16 protein-coding genes are annotated in these 17,983 nt (G+C 66.0%); 8 read left to right on the top strand and 8 right to left on the bottom strand.

Annotated features, from left to right (window positions below; all coding sequences use genetic code 11):
• Positions 1–269: 269 nt before the first annotated feature.
• Positions 270–866, top strand: a complete 597-nt coding sequence (locus XdyCFBP7245_RS19880) for an NAD(P)H-dependent oxidoreductase (protein WP_104617150.1) — start codon at positions 270–272, stop codon at positions 864–866.
• Positions 867–941: 75 nt separating this feature from the next.
• On the opposite strand, the gene XdyCFBP7245_RS19875 is transcribed toward XdyCFBP7245_RS19880, so the two are convergent.
• The gene (locus XdyCFBP7245_RS19875; RefSeq protein WP_104617149.1) at positions 942–1,655 is read right to left on the bottom strand and encodes a hypothetical protein; all 714 of its coding nucleotides are present in this window, start codon (positions 1,653–1,655) and stop codon (positions 942–944) included.
• Positions 1,656–1,786: 131 nt separating this feature from the next.
• Entirely contained in the window at positions 1,787–2,440 is a 654-nt protein-coding gene (locus tag XdyCFBP7245_RS19870; RefSeq protein ID WP_104617148.1) for a glutathione S-transferase family protein, read from the bottom strand.
• Positions 2,441–2,923: 483 nt separating this feature from the next.
• Between XdyCFBP7245_RS19870 and XdyCFBP7245_RS19865 the strand changes: the two genes are divergently transcribed.
• The 4 genes from XdyCFBP7245_RS19865 to XdyCFBP7245_RS19850 all read left to right on the top strand — a co-directional run bounded on the left by XdyCFBP7245_RS19865 (position 2,924) and on the right by XdyCFBP7245_RS19850 (position 5,476).
• Complete coding sequence (locus tag XdyCFBP7245_RS19865) at positions 2,924–4,006, top strand: ATP-grasp fold amidoligase family protein (protein WP_104617156.1); 1,083 nt, start codon at positions 2,924–2,926, stop codon at positions 4,004–4,006.
• Between the two features lie 93 nt (positions 4,007–4,099).
• Positions 4,100–4,615: a hypothetical protein gene (locus tag XdyCFBP7245_RS19860; protein WP_244907867.1), complete on the top strand. Its 516-nt coding sequence runs from the start codon at positions 4,100–4,102 to the stop codon at positions 4,613–4,615.
• An 85-nt stretch (positions 4,616–4,700) separates the two neighbouring features.
• Positions 4,701–5,174, top strand: coding sequence for a hypothetical protein (locus tag XdyCFBP7245_RS19855; RefSeq protein WP_244907866.1), 474 nt, complete (start codon positions 4,701–4,703; stop codon positions 5,172–5,174).
• Complete coding sequence (locus tag XdyCFBP7245_RS19850) at positions 5,171–5,476, top strand: type II toxin-antitoxin system RelE/ParE family toxin (RefSeq protein WP_104617147.1); 306 nt, start codon at positions 5,171–5,173, stop codon at positions 5,474–5,476. Before XdyCFBP7245_RS19855 ends, XdyCFBP7245_RS19850 begins: the two co-directional genes overlap by 4 nt.
• Before the next feature lie 79 nt (positions 5,477–5,555).
• Here the strand turns inward: XdyCFBP7245_RS19850 and trhA are convergent, their stop codons facing one another.
• Positions 5,556–6,218, bottom strand: a complete 663-nt coding sequence (gene trhA, locus XdyCFBP7245_RS19845) for a PAQR family membrane homeostasis protein TrhA (RefSeq protein ID WP_055852741.1) — start codon at positions 6,216–6,218, stop codon at positions 5,556–5,558.
• Positions 6,219–6,515: 297 nt separating this feature from the next.
• Here trhA and XdyCFBP7245_RS19840 point away from each other — a divergent pair, with 297 nt between their 5' ends.
• The 3 genes from XdyCFBP7245_RS19840 (at position 6,516) to XdyCFBP7245_RS19830 (ending at position 11,801) form a co-directional block, all read left to right on the top strand.
• Positions 6,516–7,664, top strand: coding sequence for a Fic family protein (locus tag XdyCFBP7245_RS19840; RefSeq protein WP_104617146.1), 1,149 nt, complete (start codon positions 6,516–6,518; stop codon positions 7,662–7,664).
• A 130-nt stretch (positions 7,665–7,794) separates the two neighbouring features.
• Positions 7,795–10,290: a DEAD/DEAH box helicase gene (locus XdyCFBP7245_RS19835; RefSeq protein ID WP_170068718.1), complete on the top strand. Its 2,496-nt coding sequence runs from the start codon at positions 7,795–7,797 to the stop codon at positions 10,288–10,290.
• On the top strand, positions 10,287–11,801 hold the full coding sequence (locus tag XdyCFBP7245_RS19830) for a ribonuclease H-like domain-containing protein (protein ID WP_104617145.1): 1,515 nt from the start codon (positions 10,287–10,289) through the stop codon (positions 11,799–11,801). Before XdyCFBP7245_RS19835 ends, XdyCFBP7245_RS19830 begins: the two co-directional genes overlap by 4 nt.
• Before the next feature lie 108 nt (positions 11,802–11,909).
• Here the strand turns inward: XdyCFBP7245_RS19830 and XdyCFBP7245_RS19825 are convergent, their stop codons facing one another.
• From XdyCFBP7245_RS19825 to XdyCFBP7245_RS19800, 5 genes are all read right to left on the bottom strand, one after another.
• Positions 11,910–13,055 (bottom strand): saccharopine dehydrogenase family protein, encoded by a 1,146-nt coding sequence (locus tag XdyCFBP7245_RS19825; protein WP_104617144.1) that lies wholly within the window; start codon positions 13,053–13,055, stop codon positions 11,910–11,912.
• A gap of 66 nt (positions 13,056–13,121) precedes the next feature.
• Positions 13,122–13,979 (bottom strand): hypothetical protein, encoded by an 858-nt coding sequence (locus XdyCFBP7245_RS19820; protein ID WP_104617143.1) that lies wholly within the window; start codon positions 13,977–13,979, stop codon positions 13,122–13,124.
• 305 nt (positions 13,980–14,284) lie between these two features.
• Positions 14,285–14,839: a hypothetical protein gene (locus tag XdyCFBP7245_RS19815; RefSeq protein WP_372364762.1), complete on the bottom strand. Its 555-nt coding sequence runs from the start codon at positions 14,837–14,839 to the stop codon at positions 14,285–14,287.
• Between the two features lie 963 nt (positions 14,840–15,802).
• Positions 15,803–17,413, bottom strand: coding sequence for a M56 family metallopeptidase (locus tag XdyCFBP7245_RS19805; RefSeq protein WP_104617141.1), 1,611 nt, complete (start codon positions 17,411–17,413; stop codon positions 15,803–15,805).
• Positions 17,414–17,416: 3 nt separating this feature from the next.
• Positions 17,417–17,806, bottom strand: coding sequence for a BlaI/MecI/CopY family transcriptional regulator (locus XdyCFBP7245_RS19800; RefSeq protein WP_104617140.1), 390 nt, complete (start codon positions 17,804–17,806; stop codon positions 17,417–17,419).
• Positions 17,807–17,983: the final 177 nt, after the last annotated feature.

The following is a 17,983-nucleotide window of genomic DNA, read 5'->3' as shown; positions in this document are numbered from 1 at the left end:
AGCGTCGCCGAACGTCAGTTGCATGGATGATTCCTCAACACGAGGCGGGTAGTGTCGCGCATCTGCCGTGCTTTGTTCAGAGGTTCCCTAGGCATGCCGGCGTGTTGCGCCGTTAGCACGTGCCGTGTGCCCTGCTGCCACAGCAGTCGGTACGACGTTTCGCCATGACGAGCGCTACGGCAGCGCGATGGATACGCCGTCGCGTGCGTGATCACCGGCAGCGGCGATCATCTTCTACAACCTCTCTCTCTTTTGGAGCCAGCCAGCTGATGCATGCCCTTATCGTTGTTGCCCATCCCGAGCAGCGCTCGCACACACACGCGGTGGCCGCGCAGATTGGCGAAGCGCTGCTGGCCTCAGGCGGGGCGCATACATTTGAAGTGGCGGACCTGGCGCAGGAAGGCTTCGACCCGCGCTTTACGCCGGCCGATGTAGCGCTGTTTTCGGGGCAGGCCGGAGCGCCGCCCGATGTGGCGGCCGAGCAGGCGCGGCTGGACCGGGCCGATGCATTGGTGCTGGTGTTCCCGATTTACTGGTGGTCGTTTCCGGCGCTGCTCAAGGGCTGGATCGACCGCGTGTTTACGCTGGGCTGGGCGTTCGATGAAGACGCCAACGGCAGGATCGTCAAGAAGCTGGGGCGTCTTGGCGTGCATGTGGTGGCGATCGGCGGTGCGGACGAGCGCACCTATGCGCGGCATGGCTACTTCGGCGCGATGAAGACTCAGATCAATCACGGCATCTTCGATTTTTGCGGCGCGCCGGTGCGCACCACGGAGTTGCTGACAGTGCCGGACCCCGCATTCCCGCAATCGCACCTTGCCACCGCGCGGGCGGTGGGTGAGCGGGTGTTTGCTGAGAGCGTGTAGCGAACGTTGCAGAGCGGCGTGCTGCGATCCTGCAGCCAAGTGGTCAATAGCCGATGTGTCTGCCACCGCAGCGGGTTATTCAAACGGCCGCGGAGAAGGTTGCCGGTTCTTGGCATAAGTCTGATACAGCCCCGCGGCGCGCTCGTCTGCGACGACGTTTTCGATGCTGCTCAGCCCCTTCGCGGCGATGGCCGACGACGCCTTGCCATCGCCCAACAGGTAGGCCAGGCGCAGATACGCCGCGCTATCCACCAGGTTCTTGTGCTCAGTGTCGCTGGCGTAGACCTCGGCCAGGCCGTAGTAGGCGTACAGGTTTCCGGTGGCTGCGGCCTTGCTCAAGATCGCCAGGCCTGGGTAGAAGCGGCCGCTCACTGCGGTCTTGGTGCCATAGAGCACCGTTGCGGCTTTGTTGCCTGCTTGCGATTCGGCCTTTAGCTGGCCTATGTCCAGGCGGTCCAGTCGCGCGCGTTCGGCGTGCGAGGGGTAGCCGTGGGCCAGCAGCCACTGCGCTTCTGCCTGGGAGTTGGCCACCAACGGGCTGCTGATTGGGCAGGCGTGTGTGCCGGGCTTGCACAGGTACTGTGCTGTGTCGGCGCCGGTTGCAGCTGGATGGGCAACCGCTGCTGGTGTTGGGTTGTTTGATGCGGCAGTGCGGTTGGCCGCGGGTGCGTTGCGGCCGGGCGCACTGGCGGTTGATGCGGCATCGGCTTGCGTATGTTGCTGTGCGCGTGCGCAGCCGGCCAAGGCCACTGCAACGATTGCCGCGAACAACATGCTGGTCGGTTTCATCTCACTCTCCTTGTGGATGCGGTGACGACGGCGGTTATCCGTCATCGCCGCCATTGCGCGTTACTGACGAGTGCGCACCTTGGCGTGCAGCGATTGCATGGTCAAGACCGATGCAGCCACATTGCCTGCGATCAGACCGGTGCGCCACCGTCGCCATTGATCGCCCATTGCGCGGCAAACGCGCGTTGATACGCCGGCCGGCTTTCGCCACGGGCGACGTAGGCCTGCAGGTTGGGGAAGGCGTCCAGCAGGCCGGTGAGTTTGATGCGGATGAGCACGGAGATCATCAGCAGGTCGCCGGCGCTGAAGTCGCCTTCCAGCCAGGTGCTGTCGCCCAGATGGGCGCTCAGATGCTGCAGGCGGCGATTGATGCGTTTTTGCAGCAGCGGCAAGCGCTCTGCCATCCAGGGCTTGTCGGCTTCCAGCAATAGGGCGTTGCCCAGTTCAAGCATCGGCGGCTCGACGGTGTTGAGGGCGGCAAACATCCAGGCGATGGCACGGGCACGGGTGTTGTCGTCGTGCGACAGCAAGCCAGCATGGTGCTGGGCGATGTGCAGCACGATGGCGCCGGTTTCGAACAAGGCCAAGCCATCCTGCTCGAAGGTGGGGATCTGGCCGAACGGGTGGATGGCCAGGTGCGCCGGTTCCTTGATCGCACGGAACGGCAGCAGGCGCACCGCGTAGGGTTGGCCCACTTCTTCCAACGCCCAACGCACACGGGTGTCGCGGACCAGCCCCTTGCCGCCGTCGGGCGAGCGCTCGAACGCGGTGATGGTGATCGTCATGGTCGAAAGACTCCCTGTGGCCGGCGGTTGAGGGCATAGCGTACGCCGGAGATAGGTGCGGCCGTTGCGGGCAGTGACTCGCCTCGATAACGCGTCGATCGGTTGCCCGCCTCGCCTGCGCTGCCGCCGCAAAGGTCGCGGCAAGCGCCGCATCCCTACGCATTGGTATGGCCGTGGCAACTGCCCTCGGCCCTGGCGGCGGCGGCAAGTGCCCGACCAGCCAACGCCCGCTCACAGCGCCGATCCCAGGCCCGTCACGGTCCGTCCAAAACCCTTTTGCACTGCACAACGGTAGCGGCCGGTTGCCCGGTTGGCACCCGGTTTTTAGGCGTAAAGCGCCTGTGCCTTTGCGTAATCAGGCCGATTGAGACGTTTTGCCATCTTCATCTCACGTCACCGTTATACCGTGCTTTACATCACACATTTGTGTGACGGAACGCACATTTATAGCCGAGAAGGAGAGCCGTCATGATCGATCAGGGACTGGGGTTGCAGACGCAGCCTATGGGGACGCGAAGCGCTGCAGGACAGGCGTGGGCCGGGTGTTTCCCCAGCTCGGCAACGCCACTTGCCAACACCCCGCCGGTGCGTCTGCCGCCCGCACCCGCGCCCCGCCCAGACGGGCTCACCCTCAAACGCCTGTTGCGTAAAAGCGCACGCCGCCTGGTGCGGACGCTGCCCTGGCGGCATCAGGACCGGCTGTACTTCTTGAACACGTTCGGGCGGCTGCCCAATCTGTACCACCCCACCTGCTTCAACGAAAAAGTGCTGTACCGCAAATGCGTGCACGGCGATTACCCGCTGTATCAGCGGCTGGCGGACAAGGTGACGGTGCGGCCGTATGTGGCGGCGCGGATCGGCCAGGCGCATCTGATCCCGATGCTGCTGGACAGCGCCAACCCCGACGATCTGCTGCGCCTGCCGCGCTGGGAGCAGACAGTGATCAAGGCCAATCACGGCGCGAGCATGGTGGAAGTGGTGCGCGATGAGCCGGACGCGGCGCAGCGGCAGCGCATTGTGGCGCGCTGCAAGGACTGGCTGCGCACCGACTTTTCCGACATGGAGCGCGAGATCCATTACCACAACATCCCGCCGCGCATTCTGGTGGAGCAATACATCGGCGACGCGCAACAGGTGCCGGTGGATTACAAGTTCCATATGTTCCGGCAGCCGGATGGCCGGTTTCACTACGTGCTGCAGGTGATCTACGGCCGCTTCGATACGCCCAAGCTGTCGATGACGTTCTTTGTGGACAACCTGCATACGCCGTTCCACCGCATCCGCGACGACGGTCGCTCGCCGCCGTGCGCACCGGCGCTGCTGGAGCAGGCGCTGGAATTGAGCAAGGTGCTGGCGAGCGATTTCGATTACGTGCGCGTGGATTGGTATATCCAGCAGGGGCAGGTGTATTTCGGCGAACTCACCTTCACTCCCGGCGCCGGCATGGTCACCGGCCTGGACCGCGGGCTGGACCGGATGATGGGCGATATGTGGGTGCAACGGCGCGCACCGGTAGAAGCGCGATTGCCGGCATATGGCATGGGCATGCGGGTGCCGGTGCGGTGAGGCATGACCGCAGGCGCAGCACCGATGCGATGACGATGCACAGATCCAGACCTGGTGTGTGTTTCCTCAACGCTTACAAGGACCTCGCCGTTGTTGACCGTTTCGTTCCGCATCCTCTGGCCCGTGGCCCTGGCTGGCCTGATGGCGTCCTGCAGCGGCAGCCATCCGCCCGACCCGCCGCGCCCGGAATCCGAGCATTTCACCCTGGCCGAGCTGCAGCAGCTTGGCTGCACCGTCAACGCAACGCCCAAGCGCAGCCAGAGCAGCATCCCGTTGATGGGCACGGTCGATGGCTATGGCATGACCAGCACCACGCCATGCGCCACGCAATTGGTCAGCCTGCTGCAGCCCATCACCTATGAAGATGGCGTCTGGGAAGGCGCGCGCTCGGCCGCCAACAACTTCGCCAAGGACCACGGCTACACGCAGGAGCGCTTCGAGGGCGAGATCGGCGAATACAGCGAGATCGAGGTATTCAGCCGCAACGGCAAACAGGTGGGCTTCGAGTACAGCGTGCAAGCGCGGGGCACGCTGCATTCGGTGATCGTGCTCTCCGACAGCATCGCGCCGGATGCGGCGTTCGAAGCGGTGTTGAAGACCAGGCTGTGAGAGTGCGAGCCTGACTGACAACCGTTAGCTGGCGACCCAATCAATGGTAAGGTGGCTACCACCTAAACGTTAGCCGGATAGCGCCATGACGAATCTGGTCAAGCTGGCGACCGCGCGCGCCCTGGTCGACGCCAGTGCGGTCAGGCAGGCGTCGGTCATCGGGGAAGCCGGTGCCTGGACCGTGCAGCTGCAGACCCATAACCAGACCCGTGTGCTGGCCACCAAGGCCAATGCGCCGCGCCGGTTTGGCAGTTTTGAAAGTGCGTTGAAGGTATTGCGCGAGATGGGCATGCCATTGGACGTGCTTCACGTGGACGCTGCGCAGTGGGACACCGAGGACGGCAATGCGAAGCGCCGGCCTGACCGCTCCGAGGCGATGAAGGTCAAGGAGTTGGACGCACGCTATGCGGTCTCGCTACGCACTCAGACCGAGCATGCATTGGCTGACCCCCGCTCTGCGCTCTCCAGCGCGCAGGCGAAGCAGCAGATGGAGACGCTCAAGACGCAACAACGTGCGGCGCTTGAGGCAGCACTGGTTGCAAAGGGCACGCGTGCGTGAGCGTGGCCTGGACGCAGAGCGCGCTGGATGCGCGCACCGCGTTGCTCGCCGCGGCACTGGCGCGCGCGATCGAAATTTCCGATCCGCAGATCTATTTTGCCGCATGTGATCAGGACGACCGGATCGAGACCGAAGGCGACACACTGGATGGTGCCGCCACCTATCACGCTGGGCCACTGCCGGGAACGCGTTTGTACACCTGCAAAGACGGCAACTATCTATTGATCTACACACGCGACGGCGACGAGGTGCTGATCCTTGCACCGGTACCTGCGCGCTCTGATTGGAAGCCGGCGTCGTAAGGCGATCAACAGATCCATGACATGTCGATGCTATCGAGCAGGCAGGCAGACGCGACTGGTCGACGACATCGACAGCACGCTACACCCCACCCAACGGGCGCAGGCACAGCCAGATCGCATACCAGTGCGACAACGCGCCGCCCAGCACATGGGCGTGCCAGATGGCGCGGTTGTAGACCAAGGATTTGCGCACGTAGAACGTCACACCCACGGTGTAGAACGCGCCGCCGGCAACGATGAGCCAGAGCACGGCGCTGTCCAGGCCGGCGATCATCTGGTCGACCACCACGATCCCGGCCCAGCCCAGCAGCAGGTAGATCGCCACCCAGAAGCCCTTGGCGATGCCGGGCAGGCAGAGCTTGGCGAACACGCCGAACAAGGCCACGCTCCAGACCGTCAGGATCATGGCCCAGCGCCAGCTGCCATCGAGCGCGACCAGAAAGAACGGCGTGTACGAGCCGGCAATCATCACGAAGATGCCGGCGTGGTCAAACTTGCGCAGCATTGGTTGGCGCAGCGGCGGGGCGAAGTTGTACGCCGCCGAGCAGGCGAACATGGTCAGCAGGCCCAGCGCATACACGCAGGTGGCCAGCAACATGGTCTGGTTGGCGTGGGCGCGCCACACCATCCAGATGCCGCCGACGATGGACAGGAACAGACCGGCGGCATGCACGATCACATCGGCACGGCGGGCAGCAGGGGTCTTGTAGTGCGGAGCAATGGCGCGGGGGGGCACGGGCACGGCGGGTCTTCGAGGGGGAGGGCGCCCAGCAGCGTGCAGCGTCGGCGTGACGCGGTGGGGGCAACAGGATACCCGCTTGCTGAATCCGCTCAGTGAGGCAGGCTGGGCGGTTGCGCGCTGGTTTGACCGACACACACTCTTTGGCCGGACGACCACGACGCTGGACTTGATCAGGACGTGGAATCTCCCCATAGCCATGTCGCGTTGACTGCTGGGCTATCTAAAGAACCTTTCCACAACGCGCCCGCTTATTAAGGCATCCTTTAATAGCCCGCACTGGTAGTAAAGGATCCTTGCATGACACGTGTCACCGGCACATACGCCGTCATCAAGACGCATGACGAGACCGTACGGGCGTTCGTTCCGGCTCCGCTCCCACCAGCTGCCCCTGTGCTGGATTCGGCTGCGTATCTGGAGCGCAATCGCCTTGCAGAGGTCGCACTGGCACGGCTGACGGGGATGGCGGGCCTGGTGGCGTCGAGCGAGTGGCTGATCTACAGCGCTGTTCGGCAAGAAGCGCTGTTGACTTCGCAACTTGAAGGCACGCAGGCCACCCTGACCGATGTCTTCGACGATGAGGCGGGGTTGGCGGTGACCAATGCAGACGATGTGGAAGAGGTCACCAACTATCTGCAGGCGTTCAAGTTCGTCCGCGAGCAGTTGCATGCGCCAACAGGACTGCCAATCTCGCTGCGCTTGCTGACCGAGGCCCACAGGATTCTATTGGCCGGCGTGCGTGGCGCCCACAAACTGCCGGGCAACATGCGCACCAGTCAGAATTGGATCGGCGGGACCCGGCCTGGGAATGCCGCATTCGTGCCACCGCCGGCCGATCGCCTGGCCGAGGTGTTCGGTGATTTGGAGCGTTTCATCCATGACACGCAGCCCACGCTGCCACCGCTGGTACGGATTGCGTTGGTGCACGCGCAGTTCGAAACCATCCATCCTTTTCTGGACGGCAACGGCCGGATCGGGCGGTTGTTGATCGCGGCCCTATTGGAAGACTGGCAGTTGCTGCCAGAGCCGTTGCTGTATGTGTCCGGCTACCTCAAAGCAAAGCAAAACGACTACTACCGGCACCTGTCAGCCATCCGCACGCATGGCGATTGGGAAGCATGGGTCGCGTTCTTTCTGGAGGCTGTGGAGGCCTCGGCCGAACAGGCCCAGCGCAACATTGTGGCGATCGCCGCCTTGATCGCCGCCGATCGCAAGCGCGTGCTGAGTACCGGCAGCAGTACCTTGCAAGCGCTACGCCTCTACGAGTTGCTGCCCACCATGCCCAAGCTCACCGTCGACCGCGCCCAGCAAGCGCTGGAGGTTTCCTATCCCACCGCGCGCGCAGCCGTCACGACCTTGCAGGACATCGGTGTGCTGGTGGAAACGACCGGTCGCGCGCGCGGGCAGAGCTTCAGCTACCAAGCCTATGTGAACTTGTTGCGGGCTTAGAGCGACAGCGCACTGGCACTCACGGCACCCGTTGCTGAATCCGCTCAGTGAGGCAGGCTGGGCGGTTGCGCGCTGGTCTCATACCCTGAGACACCTCCCCTGTCTCATGCCCCTCTTTGGGAGCCGCCGTATGCCTCCGTTTGCCCTCGCTCCCCGCACCGAAACCGCCGAACGCGCGCTGGCCACCACCGATGGCCGGCCCAGCCGCGATGGCGCGCTGCTCACGCAGCGCCTGGAACGGCGTTACCACGACCGCATCACCGGCAGCTTCACCCTGCCCGGGCGCGAAGGCCGTTACGCGCCGATCCCCGACGATGTGCCGAGCGCGCTGGCGGACGCCTTGCACGCGCGCGGCATCAGCCAGCTCTACAGCCACCAGGCCGACGCCTGGGCGGCGACGCAGCGCGGCGAGCATGTGGCGATCGTGACGCCCACCGCGTCGGGCAAATCGCTGTGCTACACGCTGCCGGTGGTGAGTGCGGCAATGACCGCCGGCGCCAAGGCGCTGTATCTGTTCCCCACCAAAGCGCTGGCGCAGGACCAGGTGGCCGAGCTGCTGGAGTTGAACCGCGCCGGCGAACTGGGCGTCAAAGCCTTTACCTTCGACGGCGATACGCCCGGCGATGCGCGGCAGGCGATCCGCCTGCACGGCGACATCGTGGTGAGCAACCCGGACATGCTGCACCAGGCGATCCTGCCGCATCACACCAAGTGGGCGCAGTTCTTCGAAAACCTGCGCTATGTGGTGATCGATGAGATCCACACCTATCGCGGCGTGTTCGGCAGCCATGTCACCAATGTGCTGCGCCGGCTCAAGCGCATCTGCGCGTTCTATGGCGCCAATCCGCAGTTCATTTTGTGCTCGGCCACCATCGGCAACCCGCATGCGCACGCGCAGGCCCTGATCGAAGAACAGGTGCATGCGATCACCGAATCCGGCGCACCCACCGGCGACAAACACGTGCTGTTGTGGAACCCGCCGGTGGTCAATGCCGATCTTGGCCTGCGCGCGTCGGCACGCTCGCAGAGCAACCGCATTGCGCGCATTGCGATCAAGAGCGGGCTGAAGACGCTGGTGTTCGCGCAGACGCGCTTGATGGTGGAAGTGCTGACCAAATACCTGAAGGACATCTTCGACCATGACCCGCGCAAACCGGCGCGTATCCGTGCGTATCGCGGTGGATATCTGCCCACCGAGCGGCGCGAGGTGGAGCGTGCAATGCGCGCGGGCAACATCGACGGCATCGTGTCCACCTCTGCGCTGGAACTGGGCGTGGATATCGGCGCGCTGGACGTGGTGATCCTCAATGGCTATCCCGGCAGCGTGGCGGCGACCTGGCAGCGTTTTGGCCGCGCCGGGCGGCGCCAGCAACCGGCGTTGGGCGTGCTGGTGGCCAGTTCGCAACCGTTGGACCAGTACGTGGTGCGCCACCCGGATTTCTTTGCCGATGCCTCGCCCGAACATGCGCGTATCGCGCCGGATCAACCGCTGATCCTGTTCGATCACATCCGCTGCGCGGCGTTCGAATTGCCGTTCATTGCCAGCGAGCCGTTCGGGCCGATCGACCCGCTGGTGTTTCTGGAAGCCCTGGCCGAGAGCGAAGTGATCCATCAGGAAGGCGACCGCTGGGAGTGGATCGCCGACAGCTACCCGGCCAATGCGGTGAGCCTGCGTTCGGTGGCCGACGGCAACTTCGTGGTGGTGGACAAGACCGACGGCAAGCAGCAGATCATCGCCGAGGTGGATTATTCCGCCGCTGCGCTCACCTTGTACGAAGGCGCCATCCACATGGTGCAGAGCACCCCGTATCAGGTGGAACGGCTGGATTGGGACGGCCGCAAGGCGTACGTGACGCGCACGCATGTGGACTACTACACCGACAGCATCGACTACACCAAGTTGAAGGTGCTGGACCGTTTTGACGGCGGCGTGGCCGGGCGCGGCGACTCGCATCATGGCGAAGTGCATGTGGTGCGGCGCGTGTCCGGCTATAAAAAGATCCGCTACTACACGCATGAAAACATCGGCTACGGCCCGGTGAATCTGCCCGATCAGGAGCTGCACACCACCGCGGTGTGGTGGCAGTTGCCGCAGGCCACCTTGGGCAAGGCGTTCGCGTCCAAGCAGGATGCGCTGGATGGATTTCTGGGTGCTGCGTATGCGCTGCATGTGGTGGCCACGGTGGCGGTGATGGCCGATGCGCGCGACCTGCAAAAGGCGGTGGGCAATGGCGACGGTGCGTGGTTTGCGGTGGCCGACCAGACCGGGCGCGGGCAACTGCGCGGTGTCGAAGAAGGCGAGCAAGGCGCGGTAGAACTGCAGCAGGCGTTCGTGCCCACGGTGTATCTGTATGACAACTTCCCCGGCGGCGTGGGCTTGAGCGAGCCGCTGTGGCTGCGTCAGGCCGAGCTGCTGCAGCGTGCGGACGAGCTGGTGCGCGGTTGCGATTGCACGGCCGGCTGCCCGGCCTGCGTGGGCCCGGTGCTGGCCGCGCATGAAGAAGGCAAAGGCGAGTCGCCCAAGTCGTTGGCATTGACGGTGTTGGCGCTGTTGTTCGATGCCGATGCGCCGTTGCGCCATGCCACCCAGGTGGACGACGACCTGGCGCTGGACGTGCTTGCATGAGGGTGAATGCAGACCGGCTGCGCGTGCTACGTCGGCAGGCGGGGCACGCGGATGTGCGCGAACCGGTGGCGGTTGCACATGCCGGTGCAGTGGACGATGCGGTCGGGTCGGCTGCGGTCGATGCAGCGGCCGATGCACACCCGCTGCACTCGGCAGTGGTCGGGCGAACCGCTGGTGATGCAGTGGGTGCGGGTGGTGCAGTTGATGCGGCAGGCGATGCGCGCACGCGTGCCACAGGCGACCTGCCTGCGGCGGCGCAGCCGGCACGTGAGCCGGCAGGCCCGGTGTCTGGTAGCGATCCTGGGGTGAGCGCAGAACGTTTGCGCTTACTGCGCCGCCAGGTCGGCGGGCTAACGCCCACGGCACGCAAGGACGATGCGGTGATGCCGACACGTGCGCAACGCCAGCCTGCGTCGGGTCCTGCTGCGTCGGCCTCACGCGCTTCGCGCGAGGCCGTTGCGCGAAGCACGCAGCCCGGCAGCGCAGATGTTGTCGGTGCACCGCGTCCCCCGCACACCGCACCGGCCATGACGCGCCGCGCCTTGCAGGCGCCGGATGCCGCAGCACCTGCGCGCGATAGCTCGGCGTTTGCCTGGGTGGACCACGATGTGCGTCACAAGCCGGCAGGCGCGGCGGCCGATGCGGCAGCGCGCGTGCCGGCTGTGCGCGCGGCACCTGCGGTGCCCACATCCAACCCGGCACCGCAGCGACGCACCGACATCGCCGGCCTACGCAAGATGATCGGCCTGCGCGAACGTGCGGTGTTGACGCATACGCCGGTGCACGCGCCGTCCACCGATCGGTATCTGCCCGGTAACGAGATCGCACCGGGCCTGCATCTGATCGAGGCGTTCCTGCCGCAGCCGATTCCATGCGAACCGCTCTCGCTGGCCTTCGCCAAACGCGAGGATGTGCTGCAGCCGGAGCACGTGCTGTTCTTCGATACCGAAACCACCGGCCTGGCCGGCGGCACCGGCACACGCGCCTTCATGATCGGGGTTGCGCAGTGGTGCACCGATGCCGCGCAAGGCAGCGGCCTGCGCGTGCGCCAGCTGATGATGTCCACCATAGCCGCCGAGAGCGCCATGCTGGAGTTGTTCTGCACCTGGCTCATGCCACAGACGGTGCTGTGCAGCTACAACGGCCGCTGCTACGACGCGCCGCTGTTGAAGACGCGGTACCGGCTGGCGCGCCGCGGCGACCCGATTTCTGCACTGGATCATGTGGACCTGCTGTTCCCCACTCGCCGCCGGTATCGCGGTACCTGGGAGAACTGCAAGCTGTCCACCATCGAGCGGCAGCTGCTGCGCGTGGTGCGCGAAGACGACCTGCCCGGCTCCGAAGCGCCGGCAGCGTGGCTGAGCTACCTACGCGGCGGCAGCGCGCGCAACCTGCGCCGCGTGGCCGAGCACAACCACCAGGATGTGGTGACGTTGTCGCTATTGATGCAGCGGCTGGTGGCGGTGGAGGCGCAGGACAGAGAAGTGATTCCGTTGATGGAGTCGGTGTAGCGGTCTGCGGCGAGCGCGGGCGCGGGCGGTGTTGGTGGCGCGTCGGCATCTACACGCATGCGCGCGGATCTGTGCCGACTTCGCACGGCAACACGCTGTCGCTACGATTCACGGTGTGGGGTGCAACCGCCCCCGTCCTGACGGACGCGTCTCCACCACGTCGGTGTGCATCTGCCAGGCGGCAAATTCCTGCTCGAAGTCGGCCAGGGTCAGCAGCCCCATGCAGGCGTGCGCGCCGCTTGGCAGCACCTGCCCTGCGGCGAGTTTACGCACCAGCAGGATCGCAGCGAAGCAGGGGATTTCCGGGCCGTGCAACATCGCCGCGGTGAGGTCCCAACGCACGGTGAGCGGCTGTCCATCGCGCTCGCCGGTCAGCTCCACGCGCATGCCGCCCAGGTCGGTACCGAAGCGGTCGAACCAGCGTCCCGCGCGTGCGAACGCCTGCGCCAGACGCGGTATCGGCACCGGCACACCGCGCTGGCGTAACCAGGCCAGCGCGGCCAGGCAGCGCTGCAGGAACGACACCTCCAGCGCGGCGCGAAACTGCACGCTACGCACGCCGGGGTAGCGCTGCGGCAGCAGGTCGTGGTCGGGCACATCGCAGGGCGATGCCAGCCGCGGTGCCAGCTGTGCAAACTGCACACGCTGCGGCGATGCCCAGCCCACCACGGTCTGCCAACGGCCCTCGCTCCACGACGTAAACGGCGTGCCGCAGTACGACAGCGCCGCACGCACGGTGGCCAGCCCCAGCGGCGTGCCCTGCGCGGGCGCGATCACCATGCCAATGGCGTGCAGGGTCGACAAGCGCGGCAGCAGTGCGTCGATCACTGCACTGGACAGTGCGGGTAAGGTGCTGGCACCGCTGATCGCCACGCGACCAGCGTGCTGTGCCAGGTCGTGCAATGCGGCCGGAAAATCGCGCACGAACGCGCGGCCGTCGGCCAGGTCGATGTAGTGCATGCCGGCCTGCAGACAGCTGCGCGCCACCGCATAGTCCTGGCCCTGGAATGGCCCGGCGGTGTGCACCACCACATCGGCGGCAGTGGCGGCCAGGCGCGTGGCGAAATCGTCGGCGGCACTATCCAGCCGGCATGCGGAAATACGGCCGGGCGCAGCGTCGGGCCAGGTCGCTGCGATCGCGCCGGGATGGCGCCCGGCAGCAATGACATGCAGGTGTGGCAAGGCGGCCAGCGCCCGCACGATGCGCGCACCGAAGTGCCCATAGCCGCCCAACACCACCACCCGGTACGTCATCGCCTGCTCGCCCTTCCGCCAATGCCCTGCAGTATCGGCGAACCGTGGCCATCGCGATCAACGCGATCAACGCGTCACAGGGCTTGCCATGCCGTTGCGGATGGCCTCACGCATGACGTGCCGCGCCTGGTCGTCTGCACGCGCGCTGGCCGCGGCCTGTTGCGTGGCCAGATCGGCCTGCTGCGCAGCGAGCGCTTGCTGTTGCGTGGCCAATGCCTCGATCTGCTGCTGCGTGCTGCGTTGCCTGGCCGCGTTGGCCTGCTGCGTCGTGGACGTGGCCGGCCGCGCCGCAGCGGTGTCGCGCGTGAGCGAGGCACGTGCCTGCGCAACGGCAGCGGCCGCATCACGTGCCGCCACGGTGGCCATCTGCGTTCCCAACGCCGCTTGCTGCTCGCCCAGCCGGCCCTGCCGCTCGCCCAGCGCACCTTGGGCTTCGCCCAGTTGGCTGACCGGTGCGTACAGCGCGCGGATGCGCTGCAGGGTGGCCGGATCGCGCACCACGTAGCTCTTGCCACCGTTACGAAACCACAGCAGTGCGCCCGTGTTGCCGGCCAGGCGACGTGCGCGGGCCAGATCCTCGGTGGAGCCATGCATCAGGGCCTCGCCGTCTTCAATCAGCACGTACGCATCCTGATCGGGGCGATCCGACAGGGTGAGATGGCCATACGTGGTCACGTCGCCGGCCGGCGTGCGCGTGGGTGTCGCTGGTGGTGCCGGTGCGTGCGGTGCAGTGGGCATCGCGGTCGCGGCAACTGCAGCGAACGGGGCCAATGCAATGGCAGGTGTTTGCGTACCGAATGCCGGCGCAGTTTCTGGCTGACCGGCTGATCGCGCGGCCAGACATGGCGTCAGCACGCTGGTGAGCGCAAGCGCCAGGATGGCCGCCACGCCAGCGCGTGCCGATACAGGGGTGATGTGCCGCATGGGAATTTCCTTGTGTGGATAAGCTTGGGAAAATCTGTCGTATCGATGCGCAAGTGCTACGCACGATCTCGTCTTGCAGTGCTACCGATTGCAGTGCGGCAGCGGCGAAGCGAACGCAGGTTTGGCGTTGCGTGCACATGTCGTTGCTAGGTGCTCGACAAGCACGGCTTGCGGTTGTTGGTGCTGTCTGACGAATGCCTCGCGTTGCAAGCGTGGTGCACTGGCCGCAGCAGCACGTTGTGCGCCGTTGAAGAGGCAGCCGTCACGGTAAGCCTGCGTCTACGCCGGTTCGCAGCTGCTGCTAGCTAGCCAGTCACCCGCGTCGCCCGGCCACTGGCAAGTGCTTCGCGCAGGACGCTCAGCGCCTGGCGGGTGGCCAGTCGCGTGGCGCCGGCCTGTTTTCTGGCGAGCACGGCCTGCTGTTGCGTCAACAGGCGCTGCTGCTCTTCCAGGGCCTGTGTGTCGTTGGCAGCGGCCTGCACCGGTTGCGCCGCTGTTGCCACAGACGCAGGCGTACCAGCGGCGGCGAGTTGCGCGGCAAGCGCTTGCTGACGCGCTTGCACACTGTCCTGGGCCGCGCGCAGTTGCAGGCTGCGCGCATAGCCAGTGCGCAGCCGATGCAGCAGGCCCGGATCGCGCACGACGTATTGCACACCGTTGGCCCGGAACCACAGCACCCAGCCATTGGCGTTGATATACCGACGTGCGGTCTGCAGATCGTCGGTGGTGCCGTGCATGAGATGGCGCTCGCCCTGCAGCAGCACATAGGCATCGCCATCGTCCTGGAGGTCCTGCGCGTTGCTGCCGCAAGCGGCTTTGGTCGATCGCGCGCCGGATGCGACGTGCCTGAGGCGTGGCATCGAAAGCGCAGGCGTTGGTGTGGGCATCACTGCGGGAGAGATCGGCGCAGTGGGTGGAGCGAGAGGCGCGTTTGGATGCGCGGGCTGTGCAGGCGCGACCGGTGCTGGCGTTGCCACGGACGTGGCGAAGGCCGATGGCGCCGAAGGGGCGACCGGCGCAGCAGCGGATGCGAAGGTCGAAGCAGCGCGCGGCGCAGCGTGATGGGCCGGCGCAGGCGCAGCGGGCGCTAACGGCATCGCGGCTGCGTTGGCTGCGTTGGCTGCATTGGCTGCATTGGCTGCATTGGCTGCGTTGGCTGCGTTGGCTGCTACTACCGGTAATGTTGCTCTGGCTGGGTTTGTTGTTGTTGCTGTTGTTGCTGCCGGTGCTGCCGGTGCTGCCGGTGCTGCCATCAGCATGGGCGCAGCGAGCGCGCCGAGAGCAAGCAGCAAGGCGCGGCGCAGACGCTGCTGTGGGAACGTAATCTGATGCATGTGCGATCTCCTTGGGGATGTGGGTGCCGCCCGCCGGTAGCGGTCAGGCGGATGGGGCAATAGCGAACACACGGCCACGGCGTTGCCGACGCTGGTTGCGTCGAGACGTGCTGAGTCGATGAGCGGGTACGTGGCTTAACCCGCGTGAGTGGAGTGCGGTGTCTGGTGCTGTGCGCGATCACTGCAGTGGTCGCGCTGGATAAAACGGTCGATCAGGTGGAGCGGTTACCGAACACCTGCACTGCCAGTGGACGAGCCAGCTACTGCCGCTTCTGTCATGCCCAGCGGCAAGCCGTGAGGTGCCGGCATGCCGGCCGCCGCCGGCGCAGAACAATCAGCGATCAGCCATCACCAGCGCCGTGTCTACCGGGCACGGCGCTGCCTACCTGGCGACTGCAGGCCATACCTCACGCCTGGCTGGTGCGCTACGCGTTGGATCTCCTGACGCGCACTGCCGTGGCAATGCGCGCTGTGCTGCGGCGCAGGTCGCTAGTTGTCTTGGTCCGTGCCGGCCGCGGAATGTTGGGCACGCGCGGCGTTGCGGCGGTCCTGGCGTGCGGCTTCCTTGTCCGCTTCGGCCTGATGGCGGCTCAACTCGGCTGCCTGGCGGGCGGCGGCAACATAGGCGTATTGCGCGTTGCGTTGTTGCAACGCCACCTCGCGGATCTGCTGCGCCGCTTCACGCACCTGCTGCTGCGCGTCCTGCTTGGCCTGCTCCAGCTCGGGGCCGAGCGACTCCAGTTGCTCGCGTGCTTCTACCAATGCGTCCTGCGCCGCCTGCAGCTCGTCCTGGCGCATCTGTGCATGCAGATCGCTCGCCTCGACGGCCTGCTGTGCGGCGGCCCGTGCCTCCACATCAGCGGCCTGCGCACTGCGCGTGGCCTCGTCGATGGCGTCGCGGACGTCTTGCTGTGCATCGGCATCCCAGCCGGTGGTCTCCATGTGCCAGCTGTCTTGCGCGCCCGGCGCATCCAGCACGCCCGCCAGCACGCCGTTTGCCGGTGACGCGGGAACTGCAGGAGCGGCCGGTGCCGCAGGCGCTGCCTGCAGCTGTAGTGGCGCAGCGCCATCGGCACTGCGCATGCCGTGCGACATCGCCGGCGATGCGCTGGCGGTGACCACGACCGGCTGCAGCGCAGGCGACGCCAGCGGCGCGGGCATGGCGACCAAGCGCAGCGGTGCCACGCCCAGGACCGCCACGGCGACCAGCGCACGCGCGCCCCACCCCGGTGTAGCGTTGGTGTTTTGCAACATGATCAAGCGGCGCTTGAGGCTCAGAAAACTCGGCGACGCACTGGACACCCCAGCCACCGGCGCTGCAGACACCCCAAGGCTGACCAGCAGGCGGCCATAGTCGTGACGGCAGCGCACGTGACCGGCGACCACCGCCGCATCGCAGGCGGCTTCGCGGGCGATGGCGTATTCGCGCGCGGCCAGATGCAGCAGCGGATGGAAAAAGAACACGTGCTGCGCCAATGCCGGCAGCAGCCCCAACAACAAGTCATTCCGACGCAGATGCACCAGCTCGTGGGTCAGCGCCATGTCCAGCTCGTCGTCGCTGATGCTGGCCAGGCGGCGGGAGGGCAACAACAGCACCGGCCGCCACAGGCCGATGAGTTGCGGCGAATCGATCTGCGCGCTCAGGCGCAACGGCGGTGCGTGGCGCAAGCCGTGCGCATCGGCGGCCAGTTGCAGGGCCGCCAGCAGCGCTTGATCGGTGCACGGCTCGGTGGCCTGCACCTGGCGGCGGCTGATCCGCCACGCCACGGCGCTGCGCGCCAGCATCACCACCACACCGGCCAACCAGGCCGCCACCACCCAGCGGACCCACAGCGACGGCGATGCACTCGGCAGCGCCGTGACCGTGTCCCCAACCGCCTGCGCCACCGGTGCGGCGGCCGGCAACACCGCCAGCTCGACCGGCGCCACGAACAGGCCCAACACCGCCTGCAGCCCCACCATCCACCACAGCCAACACTGCGTGGATGCCGGCAGGCGCGGCATGGCTTTGCACAGCAGCCACACCACCGCCACCAGCGCGGCCGATTGCAGGCTGGTCATCGCCAGCCGCTGCACCACCACTTCGAACAGGCTCTGCATGACTCAGCTCTCCTTGCGCTGCGATTGCAGCTTGGCGACCAATGCTTCGAGTTCGGCCAGCTCGGTATCGCTGACCTCGTCGGCGCGCTGCGACATCCACGCCACAAACGGCGATACCGAGCCCTGCAGCGTCTTTTCCACGAACTGCCCCACCGCACCGCGCACCACGTCGTCCTGCCCGGCGGTGGCGCTGTAGCGGTACATGCCATCGACTTGCCTGCGCCGCAGGAAGCCCTTGGTACGCAAACGCTCCATCATGGTCAGCACAGTCGAGCGCGCCAGCCCGCGCGGCTCGCCGAACGCGGCCGCCACTTCGCCCACGCTGGCGTGGCGCTGTTCTTCGATGTATTGCAGCAGGGCCAGCTCCTGGTCCCCGATGGTCTTAGCGCTCATCTCGTGCCCCATGACTACAGATGTCGCTACCGTAGACATGACTACAGCTGTCGTCAATAGGTCGGATGGCAGGGGGTCGGAAGAGTGGTTACTTCAAAAGCACAGGCCGCTGATCGCTTTGATGCTGCCAGTAAGGCGGATGTGGAAACACTGCCATAGGCCAAACGCTCCGATCAG

This window comes from Xanthomonas dyei, assembly GCF_002939865.1.
GTDB classification, from domain to species: Bacteria; Pseudomonadota; Gammaproteobacteria; order Xanthomonadales; family Xanthomonadaceae; genus Xanthomonas; species Xanthomonas dyei.
The sequence above is the reverse complement of the archived record's forward strand: the minus strand, read 5'-3'. Positions and strand labels throughout refer to the sequence as shown.

Bases quoted from the DNA above. Each gene is read 5' to 3' on its own strand.
- XdyCFBP7245_RS19815 (WP_372364762.1), bottom strand. From the start codon at position 14,839: ATGCCACGCCTCAGGCACGTCGCATCCGGCGCGCGATCGACCAAAGCC.
- XdyCFBP7245_RS19830 (WP_104617145.1), top strand. From the start codon at position 10,287: ATGAGGGTGAATGCAGACCGGCTGCGCGTGCTACGTCGGCAGGCGGGG.
- XdyCFBP7245_RS19840 (WP_104617146.1), top strand. From the start codon at position 6,516: ATGACACGTGTCACCGGCACATACGCCGTCATCAAGACGCATGACGAG.
- XdyCFBP7245_RS19880 (WP_104617150.1), top strand. From the start codon at position 270: ATGCATGCCCTTATCGTTGTTGCCCATCCCGAGCAGCGCTCGCACACA.
- XdyCFBP7245_RS19805 (WP_104617141.1), bottom strand. From the start codon at position 17,413: ATGCAGAGCCTGTTCGAAGTGGTGGTGCAGCGGCTGGCGATGACCAGC.
- XdyCFBP7245_RS19800 (WP_104617140.1), bottom strand. From the start codon at position 17,806: ATGAGCGCTAAGACCATCGGGGACCAGGAGCTGGCCCTGCTGCAATAC.
- XdyCFBP7245_RS19855 (WP_244907866.1), top strand. From the start codon at position 4,701: ATGACGAATCTGGTCAAGCTGGCGACCGCGCGCGCCCTGGTCGACGCC.
- XdyCFBP7245_RS19875 (WP_104617149.1), bottom strand. From the start codon at position 1,655: ATGAAACCGACCAGCATGTTGTTCGCGGCAATCGTTGCAGTGGCCTTG.
- XdyCFBP7245_RS19825 (WP_104617144.1), bottom strand. From the start codon at position 13,055: ATGACGTACCGGGTGGTGGTGTTGGGCGGCTATGGGCACTTCGGTGCG.
- XdyCFBP7245_RS19835 (WP_170068718.1), top strand. From the start codon at position 7,795: ATGCCTCCGTTTGCCCTCGCTCCCCGCACCGAAACCGCCGAACGCGCG.
- XdyCFBP7245_RS19820 (WP_104617143.1), bottom strand. From the start codon at position 13,979: ATGCGGCACATCACCCCTGTATCGGCACGCGCTGGCGTGGCGGCCATC.
- XdyCFBP7245_RS19870 (WP_104617148.1), bottom strand. From the start codon at position 2,440: ATGACGATCACCATCACCGCGTTCGAGCGCTCGCCCGACGGCGGCAAG.